Below are 12,708 nucleotides of genomic sequence, written 5' to 3'. Positions count from 1 at the left end.
GAGCGCCCGCCGCCGGGCGGCTCGCCAAAAAGAAAAGCGCCCCGCGGGGCGCTTTTCTCTTGTCTGCCCGATCCGCCGGCGGCGGCAGGTCAGCCTTGCGGCAGCGTGTCGACGAACGTCTGCCGCTGCGACAGCTTCACGAAATGCTTGTCGAGGTTCGGATGGCGGTCGCGCCAGTTGAGTTCGGACATCCGGAAGTCGAGGTAGCCGAGCGCGCAGCCGAGTGCGATGTCGGCGAGCGTGTAATGATTACCGACGCACCACGTCTTGCCGCCGAGGCCCTGCGACATCGCGACGAGCGCGTCGTCGATCTTGCGCTGCTGGCGCGCGATCCAGCTCGCGCTGCGCTGCGCTTCGTCGCGCAGCGTGTGTTCGAGACGGATCGCCACGGCCGCGTCGAGCACGCCATCGCCCAGCGCTTCCCAGCACCGCACTTCGAGCCGTTCGCGCCCCGACGGCGGAATCAGCTTGCCGACCGGCGACAGCGTGTCGACGTATTCGCAGATCACGCGGGAATCGAACACCGCGGCACCATCCTCCATCACGAGACACGGGACCTTGCCGAGCGGGTTCGATGCATGAATGTCCGTCTCCGGCGCCCATACGTTCTCGAGCTCCAGCTTGTAGTCGATCTTCTTTTCAGCAAGCACGATCCGCGCCTTGCGGACGTACGGGCTGCTGAGCGAACCGATTAATTTCATCATCTGCCTTTTCAAGGGAACTGCCGAGAGTATACGTTGTCGCCGATCATAACCGGCCGGCGCGGCCCGATAGAAAATCGCCCGTCCGGCCTGTGGATGGTTTGCAACAGCCGCCGCCGAGCCCCGTCCGGCGCGGCTTGCGGCCGTGTCTCTCACGCGCCGCGTCCGGCGGCGCTACAATCGCACGATGAATGCGCCCCTCGATACCGCCATCGCCGTCGACGTCTACCGCCAGCGCCGTGAACGCGTGCTTGCCGCACTGCGCGCCGCCGGCGGCGGCGTCGCCATCGTTCCCACCGCGCCGGAAATGCTGCGCAACCGCGATACGGCCTTTCCGTACCGGCATGACAGCTACTTCCACTACCTGACGGGCTTCACCGAGCCGGACGCCGTGCTCGTGCTGAACGCGGCCGGGTCGCACGGCGCGCCGGAATCGATCCTGTTCTGCCGCGCGAAGAATGCCGACCGCGAGATCTGGGAAGGTTTCCATTACGGGCCCGAGGCCGCGCGCGATGCGTTCGGCTTCGACGCGGCCTACGCGGTCGACGTGATCGACACCGAAATGCCGCGCCTGCTCGCCGATGCGGGCACCGTGCACTACCGGTTCGGCGCGTCGGCCGAGTTCGAGCGCCAGCTCGCCGGCTGGATCGATGCGGTGCGCGCGCAGGCGCGCAGCGGCGTCGCCGCACCGGACGCGCTGCTCGACCTCACGCCCCTGCTCGACGACATGCGGCTCGTGAAGGACGAACACGAACTCGCGATCATGATGCGTGCCGCACACATCTCCGCGCTCGCGCACCGTCGCGCGATGCAGGTGTGCCGCCCGGGGATCCGCGAGTACGAACTCGAGGCCGAGCTGCTGTACACGTTCCGCAAGCATGGCGCGCAGGCGCCCGCGTACGGCTCGATCGTCGCGGCCGGCGCGAACGCGTGCGTGCTGCACTACCCGGCCGGCAACGCGGCCGCGCGGGACGGCGACCTGATCCTGATCGATGCCGCGTGCGAACTCGACGGCTACGCGTCGGACATCACGCGCACGTTCCCGGCCAACGGGCGCTTCTCGCCCGCGCAGCGCACGCTGTACGACATCGTGCTCGCCGCGCAGCAGGCCGCGATCGACGCGACGCGCGCGGGCGTGCCGTTCGAGGCGCCGCACGACGCGGCCGTGCGGGTGCTGGCGCAAGGGCTGCTCGATACGGGCATCATCCCGAAGACGCGCTTCTCGAGCGTCGACGACGTGATCGCCGAGCGCGCGTACGCACGCTTCTACATGCACCGCACCGGCCACTGGATCGGCATGGACGTGCACGATTGCGGCGACTACCGCGAGCGGCTCGCCGCGCGCGACGCCAACGGCGCGCTGCCGTGGCGCACGCTGAAACCCGGCATGACGCTCACCGTCGAGCCGGGCCTGTACGTGCGCGCCGCCGACGACGTGCCGTCCGAATACTGGAACATCGGCATCCGCATCGAGGACGACGCGATCGTGCGCGAGCACGGTTGCGAGCTGATCACGCGCGACGTGCCGGTGGCGGCCGACGAGATCGAGGCGCTGATGCGTGCGGGCGCGGCGCACGGCGCTTGAGCGTGCCGCAGGTTGCCATCGCGCCGGTGCCGGGTCGCCGTTGGCCCGGTGTTGACCTGCCGTTGACCCGCAGTTGACCGTTACCCCGTTTCACGAACACAGATGACGACCGCTTCCTCCCCGGCCACGCCGGACCATGACCTCGCCATCGTCGGCGCGGGCCCCGTCGGGCTCGCGCTCGCCGGCTGGCTCGCCCGACGCAGCGCGACGCAGCACGCGTCGATCGCGCTGATCGACGCGCGCGAGCCGGCCGCGAGCGCGAACGACCCGCGCGCGATCGCCGTGTCGCACGGCAGCCGCGTGCTGCTCGACACGCTCGGATGGCCGGCCGACGCAACGCCGATCGAACACATCCACGTGTCGCAGCGCGGCCATTTCGGCCGCACGCTGATCGATCGCGACGAGCACGACCTCGCCGCGCTCGGCTACGTCGTGCGCTACGGCTCGATCGTACAGGCGCTCGCGCAGGCCGTGCGCGGCACGCGCGTCGACTGGCTCACGTCGACCACCGCACGCATGCCGCAACAGGACGCCGACGGCGTCACGCTGACGCTCGACGGCCCGCAAGGCGAGCGCACGCTGCGCGCGCGCATCGTCATCAACGCCGAAGGCGGGCTGTTCCACGAACAGCAGGCCGATACCGGCAAGCAACGCCGCGACTATGGCCAGACCGCGATCGTCGGCACGGTCACCGTCTCGGCGCCGCGCCCGAACGTCGCCTGGGAGCGCTTCACGCACGAAGGCCCGCTCGCGCTGCTGCCGCTTGGCGGTGCCGACTATTCGCTCGTGTGGTGCTGCACGCCCGACGAGGCGGCCCGCCGCGCCGCCCTTCCCGACGACGCGTTCCTGCGCGAACTCGGCGCTGCATTCGGCGAGCGGATGGGCCGGTTCGTCGCGATCGCGGGGCGCGCATCGTTCCCGCTCGGATTGAACGCGGCGCAGACGCTCGTCAACGGGCGCATCGCGATCGTCGGCAACGCCGCGCAAACGCTGCATCCGGTCGCCGGCCAGGGGCTGAACCTCGGACTGCGCGATGCGCACACGCTCGTCGACGCGCTGTCCACGCAGGGCTTCGAAGCGACCGCGCTCGCCACCTTCAACGCACGGCGCGCGCTCGACCGGCGCTTCACGATCGGCGCGACGGACACGCTCGCGCGCCTGTTTACCGTCGACGCCGGCCCTCTTCCGCTGCTGCGCGGCGCGGCGCTCACCGCGCTCGAATTCGTGCCGCCGCTCAAGAAGGCGATCGCACGCCAGATGATGTTCGGCCAGCGCAACTGACACGCCGCGCGTTGCGCGCCGTCAGGCCGCGCAAACCGGGTCAAATCGGCGGGGCATGGGAATACGGTAAAATAGCCGTTTTCCCTCTGCCCTTTTTTGCCCGCGACGCCCGGCGCTCGCGGGCGGTGCCATTGCGATGCCCGTTATCGGCTCTCACGTATTGCGTAACAACCTGTTCGTCGCCCCGATGGCCGGCGTGACGGATCGTCCGTTCCGCCAGCTGTGCAAGCGGCTGGGGGCCGGGTACGCCGTGTCCGAGATGGTCGCGTCCAATGCGCAGCTGTGGAAGAGCGCGAAGACGATGCGACGGGCGAACCACGAAGGCGAGGTCGAGCCGATCGCGGTGCAGATCGCCGGCGCCGATCCGGCGATGATGGCCGAAGCGGCCCGCTACAACGTCGACAACGGCGCGCAGATCATCGACATCAACATGGGTTGCCCGGCGAAGAAGGTCTGCAACGTCGCGGCCGGCTCCGCGCTGCTGCAGAACGAGCCGCTCGTGCAGCGGATCGTCGAGGCCGTCGTCGCGGCGGTCGGCACGGGGCCTGATGCGGTGCCCGTCACGCTGAAGATCCGCACCGGCTGGGATCGCGAGCACAAGAACGCGATCACGGTCGCGCGCCTCGCCGAGGCGGCCGGCATCTCGATGCTGACCGTACACGGCCGCACGCGCGCCGACCTCTACCGCGGCGACGCGGAATACGACACCATCGCGGCCGTGAAGGCGGCCGTGCGCATCCCGGTCGTCGCTAACGGCGACATCACGTCGCCGGCAAAAGCGAAGGCCGTGCTCGACGCCACCGGCGCCGACGCACTGATGATCGGTCGCGCCGCGCAAGGCCGGCCGTGGCTGTTCCGCGAAATCGATCATTTCCTGCAAACCGGCGAGCTGCTGCCCCCGCCGCGGATCGACGAGATCCAGCACGTGATGAACGAACACCTGGAAGACCACTACGCGTTCTATGGTGAATTCACGGGCGTCCGTACTGCGCGCAAGCACATCGGCTGGTACACTCGCGGCCTTTCCGGTGCCAACGGGTTCCGGCACAGGATGAACACGCTCGATTCCACCCGCGAGCAACTCGCCGCCGTCAATGCATTCTTCGAGGCGCAAAAGGCGCTGTCGGACCACCTCGTCTACGTCGATGACGAAGAGGAAAACGGCCAGGGCGAGTCGGACGACCATAACCAGTTAGCAGCATGAGCAAGCACAACATCGAACAATGTGTCCGCGAGAGCCTGGACGTGTATTTCCGGGATCTAGACGGCTCCAATCCGCACGACGTCTATGAAATGGTGATGTCCTGCGTCGAAAAGCCGATGCTCGAGGTCGTGCTCGTACAGGCCGGCGGCAACCAGTCGCTCGCCGCGGAGTACCTCGGCATCAATCGCAATACGCTGCGCAAGAAGCTGCAGCAGCACGGCCTGCTGTAGGCAGCCGTCCCGTCCCCGTTTCCCTGGCTATTGGTGGTTCCATCATGATCAAGCAAGCGCTCATTTCCGTTTCCGACAAGACCGGCATCGTCGATTTCGCGAAGTCGCTGTCCGACCTCGGCGTCAAACTGCTGTCGACCGGCGGCACCGCGAAACTCCTCGCCGACGCGGGCCTGCCCGTGACCGAAGTCGCTGACTACACGGGCTTCCCGGAAATGCTCGATGGGCGCGTGAAGACGCTCCACCCGAAGGTGCACGGCGGCATCCTCGCCCGCCGCGACCTGCCCGAGCACATGCAGGCGCTGGAGCAGCACGGCATCCCGACGATCGACCTGCTGGTCGTGAACCTGTACCCGTTCGTCGCGACGATCGCGAAGGACGACTGCACGCTCGCCGACGCGATCGAAAACATCGACATCGGCGGCCCGACGATGCTGCGCTCGGCCGCGAAGAACCACCGCGACGTGACGGTCGTCGTCGACCCGGCCGACTACGCGGTCGTGCTCGACGAAATGAAGGCGAACGGCAACGCGATCGGCTATGCGACCAACTTCCGCCTCGCGACCAAGGTGTTCGCGCACACCGCGCAATACGACGGCGCGATCACGAACTACCTGACGAGCCTGACCGACGAGCTGCAGCACGCATCGCGCAGCGCATACCCGGCCACGCTGAACATGGCGTTCGACAAGGTGCAGGACCTGCGCTACGGCGAGAACCCGCACCAGAGCGCGGCGTTCTACCGCGACCTCGCGGCGCCGGCCGGCGCACTGGCGAACTACCGCCAGCTGCAGGGCAAGGAACTGTCGTACAACAACATCGCGGATTCGGACGCGGCGTGGGAATGCGTGAAGACGTTCGACGCGCCGGCCTGCGTGATCATCAAGCACGCGAACCCGTGCGGCGTCGCGGTCGGCAACGATTCGGCCGACGCGTACGCGAAGGCATTCCAGACCGACCCGACGTCGGCGTTCGGCGGCATCATCGCGTTCAACCGCGAAGTCGACGAGACGGCCGCGCAGGCGGTGGCCAAGCAGTTCGTCGAAGTGCTGATCGCGCCGTCGTTCACGGACGCCGCGAAGCAGGTGTTCGCCGCGAAGCAGAACGTGCGCCTGCTCGAAATCGCGCTCGGCGACGGCCATAACGCGTTCGACCTGAAGCGCGTGGGCGGCGGCCTGCTCGTGCAATCGCTCGATTCGAAGAACGTGCAGCCGAGCGAGCTGCGCGTCGTCACGAAGCGTCAACCGACCGCGAAGGAAATGGACGACCTGCTGTTCGCATGGCGCGTCGCGAAGTACGTGAAGTCGAACGCGATCGTGTTCTGCGGCAACGGCATGACGCTCGGCGTCGGCGCAGGCCAGATGAGCCGCGTCGATTCGGCACGCATCGCGAGCATCAAGGCGCAGAACGCGGGCCTCACGCTGGCCGGTTCGGCCGTCGCGTCGGATGCGTTCTTCCCGTTCCGCGACGGTCTCGACGTCGTCGTGGCGGCAGGCGCGACCTGCGTGATCCAGCCGGGCGGCTCGATGCGCGACGACGAAGTGATCGCCGCGGCCGACGAGCACGGCATCGCGATGATCCTGACGGGCGTGCGCCACTTCCGTCACTGATCGCACGCGGCCCGCGCGGCCGCCGCACGAAAACCCGGCGGCATCATACCCGCCGGGTTTTTTATTGCGCGGCGCCGGCGCACGCAGCCACGCGGCCGGCCCCGCGCACCATTCGTTGTAGTATCGCGGCATCAGGTTTTTCTCCTCACTCATGCGAATTCTCGGCATCGACCCCGGCCTGCGCGTCACCGGCTTCGGCGTCATCGACGTCAGCGGCCACCGGCTCGCCTATGTCGCAAGCGGCGTGATCCGCACGCCTACGGCTGACCTGGCTACCCGGCTCGGCACGATCTTCCAGGGCGTATCGACGCTCGTGCGCGAACACGCGCCCGACCAGGCCGCGATCGAACAGGTGTTCGTGAACGTGAACCCGCAGTCGACGCTGCTGCTCGGCCAGGCGCGCGGTGCCGCGATCTGCGGGCTCGTCTCCGGCGGCCTGCCGGTGGCGGAATACACCGCGCTGCAACTGAAGCAGGCGGTCGTCGGTTACGGCCGCGCGACCAAGTCGCAGATGCAGGAGATGGTCACGAGGCTGCTCAACCTGACCGGCCAGCCTGGCAGCGACGCGGCCGACGCGCTCGGGATGGCGATCTGCCACGCGCACAGCGGCAATACGCTCGGCACGATCGGCGGCCTCGCGCCGGCGCTCGCGAAAAGGGGGCTGCGCGTGCGGCGCGGACGGCTCGTCGGCTGACGCGACGGCACGCATCCCCTCGGCGCGGCGCGCGGCTACCCGCATCGCGCGTATTGCGCCTGCCACCGTCCTGCCTACCCGCCCGCCTGATCGCCTGATCGCCCCGCGTCGCGCGGCGCCCCGACCTGACGGCCAACCCATCGGCATCGCGCCGCAGCTGCGCTACACTCGCGCTTTCTTCCTCGCATCCCGCCATCCATGATCGGTCGCATCGCCGGCATCCTGCTCGAAAAGAATCCGCCTCACCTGCTCGTCGACTGCAACGGCGTCGGTTACGAAATCGACGTGCCGATGAGCACCTTCTACAACCTGCCGCAAACGGGCGAGCGCGTCGTGCTGCTCACGCAGCAGATCGTGCGCGAGGACGCGCACCTGCTGTACGGCTTCCTGACGCCGCAGGAGCGCACGACCTTCCGCGAACTGCTGAAGATCACCGGCATCGGCGCGCGCATGGCGCTGGCCGTGCTGTCCGGCATGAGCGTGCAGGAGCTCGCGCAGGCGGTGACGATGCAGGATGCTGCACGTCTCACGCGCCTGCCCGGCATCGGCAAGAAGACCGCCGAGCGCCTGCTGCTCGAGCTGAAGGGCAAGCTCGGCGCGGACCTTGGCGCACTCGCCGGCGCCGCGTCCCAGTCCGACCACGCGACCGACATCCTCAACGCGCTGCTCGCGCTCGGCTATTCCGAAAAGGAAGGCCTCGCCGCGATCAAGAACGTGCCGGCCGGCACCGGCGTGTCCGAAGGCATCAAACTCGCGCTCAAGGCACTGTCGAAGGTGTAACGGCCGCCCGAGCCGGCTGTCGGAGCCAGTGTCGCGCCGTCGCGCGGCACGCGCCAGTCGGCCGTTCGGCCAGTTCGGCCGCGCGACGGCGCGCGGTACAATGGCCGCATGATTGAAACCGACAAACTCGCCGCCGAGCGGATCATCGCCGCCACGCCCGCCTCGTCGCACGAGGAGGTGTTCGAACGCGCGCTGCGGCCGCGCCAGCTCGACGACTACGTCGGCCAGGAAAAGGTGCGCGGCCAGCTCGAGATCTTCATCGAGGCCGCGAAGCGCCGCGCCGAGCCGCTCGACCACGTGCTGCTGTTCGGGCCGCCGGGTCTCGGCAAGACCACCCTCGCGCACATCATCGCGCGCGAGATGGGCGTGAACCTGCGCCAGACGTCGGGCCCCGTGCTCGAACGCGCGGGCGATCTCGCCGCGCTGCTGACCAACCTCGAAGCGAACGACGTGCTGTTCATCGACGAGATCCACCGGCTGTCGCCGGTCGTCGAGGAAATCCTGTATCCGGCGCTCGAGGATTACCAGATCGACATCATGATCGGCGAAGGGCCGGCCGCGCGCAGCGTGAAGCTCGACCTGCAGCCGTTCACGCTGGTCGGCGCGACCACGCGTGCGGGGATGCTGACCAACCCGCTGCGCGATCGCTTCGGGATCGTCGCGCGCCTCGAGTTCTACGATGCCGAGCAATTGTCGCGCATCGTGCGGCGCTCGGCGTCGCTGCTGAACGCGCAGATCGATCCGAACGGCGCGCTGGAGATCGCGAAGCGTTCGCGCGGCACGCCGCGGATCGCGAACCGGCTGCTGCGCCGCGTGCGCGACTATGCGGAAGTGAAGGCCGACGGCCAGATCACCGCGGCCGTCGCCGACGCCGCGCTCGCGATGCTCGACGTCGACCCGGTCGGCTTCGACCTGATGGACCGCAAGCTGCTCGAGGCGATCCTGCACAAGTTCGACGGCGGCCCGGTCGGCATCGACAACCTCGCGGCGGCGATCGGCGAGGAGCGCGACACGATCGAGGACGTACTCGAACCGTACCTGATCCAGCAGGGCTTCCTGCAGCGCACGCCGCGCGGGCGCGTCGCGACGCTGCTCACGTACCGCCACTTCGGGCTCTCCGCGCCCGACGCCGGCAACCCGGAACGCGGGACGTGGGATACCGCCGACGGGAAGTAACCCGCTGCCCGCGCCAAGCTCGCCATGACCACGCCGCCCAGCCCGCACCCCGCCCCGCCCACACCGGGCCCGCGCTGGGTCGAACCGATCCGCAAGCGGCTCGTGGCCGGCATCACCCACCTGACGACGGGCGGCGGCGGTCCGTCGATCGATCTCTCGTCGCCGCCCGGAGACCCTGGGCTGTTCGGCCCCGACGCGATCTGCTGGCGCGTGCATGCCGATTTCACGTCGATGATGACGGGCGGCATTGCCGCGCTGCTGCTGCAGGCGCTCCATCCGCTCGCGCTCGCGGGCGTGTGGGATCACTCGTCGTTTCGCACCGACATCCTCGGCCGCTTGCGGCGCACCGCCACGTTCATCACGGGCACGACGTTCGGCAGCCGCGCGGACGCGCTCGCGCTCATCGAGCGCGTGAAAACGATCCACGCGCGCATATCGGGCACGGCGCCCGACGGCCGGCCGTATCGAGCCGACGATCCGGCGTTGCTGACGTGGGTGCATGTCGCGGAAGTTTCGAGCTTCCTCGGCGCGCATTTGCGCTATGTGAATCCGTCGCTGTCGGGCGAGCTGCAGGACGGCTACTACGCGGAAACGGCATTGATCGCGGAGTTGCTCGGCGCCCGGGATGTGCCCCGTTCACGCGCCGAGGTAGCGGCCTATTGCGCGCGCATGCAGCCCGAACTCGAAGCCGGGCCGCACACCTTCGAGGTCATGGACATCCTGTTGAACGTGCCGGTCGCAACGCCCGCGCTGCGGCCAGCCGCGTCGCTGATCATGCATGCGGGAATCGACCTGCTGCCGCCCTGGGCGCAGCGCATGCTCGACGTGTCGACCTTCGCGCCGCTGCGACGCGCGGTGGTCCGGCCCGGTGTGCGGGCAGTCGCGCCCGTGCTGCGCTGGGCGCTCGTCAACGGCGCGTCGAAGCGCGCACGCCGCCGCGCAACCGCGACACCGCCCGACGGCACCCCGCCCGCCTGACGATCGGCTTCTTCCGCCGGGCGGAGCCGGTACGACCGGATCAGAGTACCTTGCGATACCCGTCGTCGTCGTCGCTCGCGGCGTCCAGGTGCGACACGTCGGCCCATTGCACGACCTGTGCGCGACCATCGACGTAATCGACGACGTTGATGCTCGTGTTGAGCAGCTGATAGCTGCGCGGCGCCGACAGGTCGATACCGTTGGCGAAGCGGTACACGCAGTCGAGCACGCCGCCGTGTGCGACACACGCGATCCGGCCGCCCGGATGCGCGGCGACAATCGGCTCGAGCGCATGCAGCACGCGATGATAGAACTCGCGCTGCGACTCGCCGCCGTCGGGCGCGAAGCCCGGATCGCGCGTCTGCCACGCGGCGTAGGCGTCCGGAAACAGCGTCTCGATCTCGGTGCTGTCATGCCCCTGGAACACGCCGTACGCGCGTTCGCGCAGCCCTTCGCGCAACTGCAGCGGCAGCCCAAGCGCATCGGCAAAGGGTTGCGCGGTTTGTTGCGCGCGCATCAGGTCGCTCGAATAGATCGCGTCGATCCGCTGCCCTTCGCGCGCGTCCCGCGCGAGCCGGACGGCCAGCCGCTGCGCCTGCGCGAGCCCCGTGTCGGCCAGCGGAATGTCGATGTGGCCCTGGATGCGCTTGATGCGGTTCCAGGCCGTCTCGCCATGGCGAATGAAGAGAATCTGCGTAGTGGCCATCGCGGCGCGTCTCCGGGAATGAATCAGGGCCGCACTTGCAGCCAGAACGTCACGGGGCCGTCGTTGACGAGCGACACCTGCATGTCGGCGCCGAACTCGCCCGTCTCGACGACCGGATGACGCTCGCGCGCGGCCGCGACGAAATAGTCGAACAGGCGCGCGCCTTCGTCGGGCGGCGCGGCCGGCGTGAAGCTCGGCCGCAGCCCGCTGTTGGTATCGGCCGCGAGCGTGAACTGCGACACGAGCAGCAGGCCGCCGGCGCCGCCCGCGCCGTCGATGTTCGACACCGGCAGGTTCATCTTGCCCGCCGCATCGCTGAACACGCGATAGCCGAGCAGCTTCGCGAGCAGCTTGTCGGCCGCGGCCTCGGTGTCGCCACGCTCCGCGCAGACGAGCGCGAGCAGCCCTGCGCCGATCTCGCCCGTCGTGCGGTCGCCGACGCGCACGTCGGCGCGCTTCACGCGCTGGATCAGCGCGATCATGCGGTCAGCGTGACGCGCGCGAAGCGGCGCTTGCCGACCTGGACGACGAACTCGCCGGCCTCGACCTTCAGCCCCTTGTCGGAGACGGTCGCGCCGTCGATCTTCACGCCGCCCTGCTCGATGTTGCGCAGCGCTTCGCTCGTCGACGGCACGAGGCCCGCCTGCTTCAGCAGCTGGCCGATCGCGAGCGGCGCGCCCGCGAGCGTGACCGACGGGATGTCGTCCGGCACGCCGCCCTTCGCGCGGTGGTTGAAGTCCTCCAGCGCACGCTCGGCATCGGCCTGCGAGTGGAAGCGCGCGACGATTTCCTGCGCGAGCAGCACCTTGAAGTCGCGCGGGTTGCGGCCGCCTTCGGCGTCGCGCTTGAAGCCCGCGATTTCTTCGATGCTGCGGAACGACAGCAGCTCGAAGTAACGCCACATCAGCGTGTCCGAGATGCTCATCAGCTTGCCGAACATGTCGGTCGGCTTCTCGCTGATGCCGACGTAGTTGCCCTTCGACTTCGACATCTTCTCGACGCCGTCGAGGCCTTCGAGCAGCGGCATCGTGAGAATGCACTGCTGCTCCTGGCCGTACTGCTTCTGCAGTTCGCGGCCGACCAGCAGGTTGAACTTCTGGTCGGTGCCGCCGAGCTCGAGGTCGGCGTTCAGCGCGACCGAGTCGTAGCCCTGCATCAGCGGGTACAGGAATTCGTGGATCGAGATCGGCACGCCGCCCTGGAAGCGCTTCGTGAAATCCTCGCGCTCGAGGATCCGCGCGACCGTGTAGCGCGACGCGAGCTTGATCATCCCGTCCGCGCCGAGCGGCATCGACCATTCGCTGTTGTAGCGGATTTCGGTCTTCGCGCGGTCGAGCACGAGCGCAGCCTGCTCGAAGTAGGTCTTCGCGTTCGATTCGATCTGCTCGCGCGTGAGCGGCGGGCGCGTCGCGTTGCGGCCCGACGGGTCGCCGATCAGCGACGTGAAATCGCCGATCAGGAAGATCACCGTGTGGCCGAGGTCCTGCAGCTGACGCATCTTGTTCAGCACGACCGTATGGCCGATGTGGATGTCGGGTGCGGTCGGGTCGAGGCCGAGCTTGATGCGCAACGGCGTGCCGGTGGCCGCGCTGCGCGCGAGCTTCTGCGCGAACTCTTCCTCGATCAGCAGTTCGTCGACGCCGCGCTTCGTGACGGCGAGCGCATGGCGGACTTCGTCGGTGATCGGGAAAACAGGCTTGGAACTGGGTTCGGTGCTCATCGGGGCCAGGAAGAATGTCGCAAAGACAGGGATTTTCCCATAA

Annotated in this window: 13 protein-coding genes; 9 read left to right on the top strand and 4 right to left on the bottom strand. The window is 68.5% G+C overall.

Translation table 11 applies throughout. The features are described from left to right. Positions 1 to 89 precede the first annotated feature (89 nt). Positions 90 to 701, bottom strand: a complete 612-nt coding sequence (locus U5A56_RS00745) for a glutathione S-transferase family protein (RefSeq protein WP_044848297.1) — start codon at positions 699 to 701, stop codon at positions 90 to 92. 187 nt (positions 702 to 888) lie between these two features. On the opposite strand from U5A56_RS00745, the gene U5A56_RS00740 reads away from it, so the two are divergent. The 9 genes from U5A56_RS00740 to U5A56_RS00700 all read left to right on the top strand — a co-directional run bounded on the left by U5A56_RS00740 (position 889) and on the right by U5A56_RS00700 (position 10,239). Continuing rightward, on the top strand, positions 889 to 2,286 hold the full coding sequence (locus tag U5A56_RS00740) for an aminopeptidase P N-terminal domain-containing protein (protein ID WP_321920694.1): 1,398 nt from the start codon (positions 889 to 891) through the stop codon (positions 2,284 to 2,286). Positions 2,287 to 2,388: 102 nt separating this feature from the next. Then, complete coding sequence (locus U5A56_RS00735) at positions 2,389 to 3,567, top strand: UbiH/UbiF/VisC/COQ6 family ubiquinone biosynthesis hydroxylase (RefSeq protein ID WP_321920693.1); 1,179 nt, start codon at positions 2,389 to 2,391, stop codon at positions 3,565 to 3,567. 136 nt (positions 3,568 to 3,703) lie between these two features. Then, positions 3,704 to 4,771: a tRNA dihydrouridine synthase DusB gene (gene dusB, locus U5A56_RS00730; protein WP_006751898.1), complete on the top strand. Its 1,068-nt coding sequence runs from the start codon at positions 3,704 to 3,706 to the stop codon at positions 4,769 to 4,771. Then, positions 4,768 to 5,001 (top strand): Fis family transcriptional regulator, encoded by a 234-nt coding sequence (locus U5A56_RS00725; RefSeq protein ID WP_006476892.1) that lies wholly within the window; start codon positions 4,768 to 4,770, stop codon positions 4,999 to 5,001. Before dusB ends, U5A56_RS00725 begins: the two co-directional genes overlap by 4 nt. 44 nt (positions 5,002 to 5,045) lie before the next feature. After that, positions 5,046 to 6,611, top strand: coding sequence for a bifunctional phosphoribosylaminoimidazolecarboxamide formyltransferase/IMP cyclohydrolase (gene purH / locus U5A56_RS00720; RefSeq protein ID WP_044848279.1), 1,566 nt, complete (start codon positions 5,046 to 5,048; stop codon positions 6,609 to 6,611). Positions 6,612 to 6,762: 151 nt separating this feature from the next. Next, positions 6,763 to 7,305 (top strand): crossover junction endodeoxyribonuclease RuvC, encoded by a 543-nt coding sequence (gene ruvC / locus U5A56_RS00715; protein ID WP_044848280.1) that lies wholly within the window; start codon positions 6,763 to 6,765, stop codon positions 7,303 to 7,305. 198 nt (positions 7,306 to 7,503) lie between these two features. Beyond that, positions 7,504 to 8,085 carry a Holliday junction branch migration protein RuvA gene (ruvA, locus tag U5A56_RS00710; RefSeq protein WP_044848281.1) on the top strand — a complete coding sequence of 194 codons (582 nt, stop codon included), beginning with the start codon at positions 7,504 to 7,506 and terminating at the stop codon, positions 8,083 to 8,085. A 108-nt stretch (positions 8,086 to 8,193) separates the two neighbouring features. After that, entirely contained in the window at positions 8,194 to 9,261 is a 1,068-nt protein-coding gene (gene ruvB, locus U5A56_RS00705; protein ID WP_321920692.1) for a Holliday junction branch migration DNA helicase RuvB, read from the top strand. Positions 9,262 to 9,285: 24 nt separating this feature from the next. Beyond that, positions 9,286 to 10,239 carry an oxygenase MpaB family protein gene (locus U5A56_RS00700; RefSeq protein ID WP_321920691.1) on the top strand — a complete coding sequence of 318 codons (954 nt, stop codon included), beginning with the start codon at positions 9,286 to 9,288 and terminating at the stop codon, positions 10,237 to 10,239. Positions 10,240 to 10,279: 40 nt separating this feature from the next. Here U5A56_RS00700 and U5A56_RS00695 read toward each other — a convergent pair whose 3' ends face one another. Genes U5A56_RS00695 through tyrS form a run of 3 tightly spaced genes read right to left on the bottom strand, consistent with a single transcriptional unit; the run spans position 10,280 to position 12,665 of the window. Beyond that, the gene (locus U5A56_RS00695) at positions 10,280 to 10,945 is read right to left on the bottom strand and encodes a histidine phosphatase family protein (protein WP_321796835.1); all 666 of its coding nucleotides are present in this window, start codon (positions 10,943 to 10,945) and stop codon (positions 10,280 to 10,282) included. Positions 10,946 to 10,968: 23 nt separating this feature from the next. Continuing rightward, the gene (gene dtd, locus U5A56_RS00690; protein WP_006751891.1) at positions 10,969 to 11,427 is read right to left on the bottom strand and encodes a D-aminoacyl-tRNA deacylase; all 459 of its coding nucleotides are present in this window, start codon (positions 11,425 to 11,427) and stop codon (positions 10,969 to 10,971) included. Continuing rightward, entirely contained in the window at positions 11,424 to 12,665 is a 1,242-nt protein-coding gene (tyrS, locus tag U5A56_RS00685; RefSeq protein ID WP_044848285.1) for a tyrosine--tRNA ligase, read from the bottom strand. Before tyrS ends, dtd begins: the two co-directional genes overlap by 4 nt. Positions 12,666 to 12,708 lie beyond the last annotated feature (43 nt).

Origin of the sequence: Burkholderia sp. BCC1998 (assembly GCF_905339875.1) — a bacterium.
In the GTDB taxonomy this organism is placed as follows: Bacteria; Pseudomonadota; Gammaproteobacteria; order Burkholderiales; family Burkholderiaceae; genus Burkholderia.
Note: the sequence above shows the minus strand (reverse complement) of the source record. Positions and strands in the feature narration are given on the sequence as shown.

Bases quoted from the DNA above. Each gene is read 5' to 3' on its own strand.
- U5A56_RS00745 (WP_044848297.1), bottom strand. From the start codon at position 701: ATGAAATTAATCGGTTCGCTCAGCAGCCCGTACGTCCGCAAGGCGCGG.
- U5A56_RS00740 (WP_321920694.1), top strand. From the start codon at position 889: ATGAATGCGCCCCTCGATACCGCCATCGCCGTCGACGTCTACCGCCAG.
- U5A56_RS00735 (WP_321920693.1), top strand. From the start codon at position 2,389: ATGACGACCGCTTCCTCCCCGGCCACGCCGGACCATGACCTCGCCATC.
- dusB (WP_006751898.1), top strand. From the start codon at position 3,704: ATGCCCGTTATCGGCTCTCACGTATTGCGTAACAACCTGTTCGTCGCC.
- U5A56_RS00725 (WP_006476892.1), top strand. From the start codon at position 4,768: ATGAGCAAGCACAACATCGAACAATGTGTCCGCGAGAGCCTGGACGTG.
- purH (WP_044848279.1), top strand. From the start codon at position 5,046: ATGATCAAGCAAGCGCTCATTTCCGTTTCCGACAAGACCGGCATCGTC.
- ruvC (WP_044848280.1), top strand. From the start codon at position 6,763: ATGCGAATTCTCGGCATCGACCCCGGCCTGCGCGTCACCGGCTTCGGC.
- ruvA (WP_044848281.1), top strand. From the start codon at position 7,504: ATGATCGGTCGCATCGCCGGCATCCTGCTCGAAAAGAATCCGCCTCAC.
- ruvB (WP_321920692.1), top strand. From the start codon at position 8,194: ATGATTGAAACCGACAAACTCGCCGCCGAGCGGATCATCGCCGCCACG.
- U5A56_RS00700 (WP_321920691.1), top strand. From the start codon at position 9,286: ATGACCACGCCGCCCAGCCCGCACCCCGCCCCGCCCACACCGGGCCCG.
- U5A56_RS00695 (WP_321796835.1), bottom strand. From the start codon at position 10,945: ATGGCCACTACGCAGATTCTCTTCATTCGCCATGGCGAGACGGCCTGG.
- dtd (WP_006751891.1), bottom strand. From the start codon at position 11,427: ATGATCGCGCTGATCCAGCGCGTGAAGCGCGCCGACGTGCGCGTCGGC.
- tyrS (WP_044848285.1), bottom strand. From the start codon at position 12,665: ATGAGCACCGAACCCAGTTCCAAGCCTGTTTTCCCGATCACCGACGAA.